The sequence below is a fragment of the Vibrio sp. 2130-1 genome (genome assembly GCF_033339515.1).
In genome coordinates this window covers 1-607 of sequence record NZ_JAWOUT010000459.1, presented here as the reverse complement: position 1 = coordinate 607, position 607 = coordinate 1, and the positions used below count along the sequence as shown (strand labels likewise).

Below are 607 nucleotides of genomic sequence, written 5' to 3'. Positions count from 1 at the left end.
TATAACACCGGTAGCTATGATCGAGTTGATGAAAATACCTTCGTTTCCTGTTGCAGAAGAGACGGTTCTCGCTGGTGGAAATTGAGGTTCGTAAGTGCGGATAGCCCAGTTAGATTGATAAAGGTTCATCGGAGGTACTGGTTCCAATAAATCCATATTTGCTTCATAGAAGGAGTCAATTGTCCCGACATCACGCCAGTAACAATCTTTATCGACACGACCTTTGCTGCCACAAAACTTGTAAGCGTAAACCGATTCGGTGTCGATCAATTTTGGAATAATGTCGTTGCCAAAGTCATGGCTAGACGTTTCCAGTTTCGCATCTTCGGTCAGCGCTTCTTTGAGCACATCCATATCAAAGATGTAGATCCCCATTGATGCAAGGCTCTTGGTTTTATCGTCTGGAAGAGTAGGTGGGTTTTCAGGCTTCTCGACAAAAGACTTAACCAGTCCGTTTTCAGCGATTCCCATTACTCCGAAAGCAGAGGCGTCCTTTACTGGAACATCCATACAAGCGACGGTCAGTTTTGCCCCTTTCTCTTTATGTTCCTCAAGCATCGCTGCGTAATCCATACGATAAATATGGTCACCAGATAACACAACAACG

Annotated in this window: 1 protein-coding gene; it reads right to left on the bottom strand. The window is 44.5% G+C overall.

The features are described 5' to 3' along the window. Positions 1–607 (bottom strand): sugar phosphate nucleotidyltransferase (locus R7Q09_RS26835; RefSeq protein WP_318144033.1); only part of this gene is annotated, 607 nt, incomplete at both ends.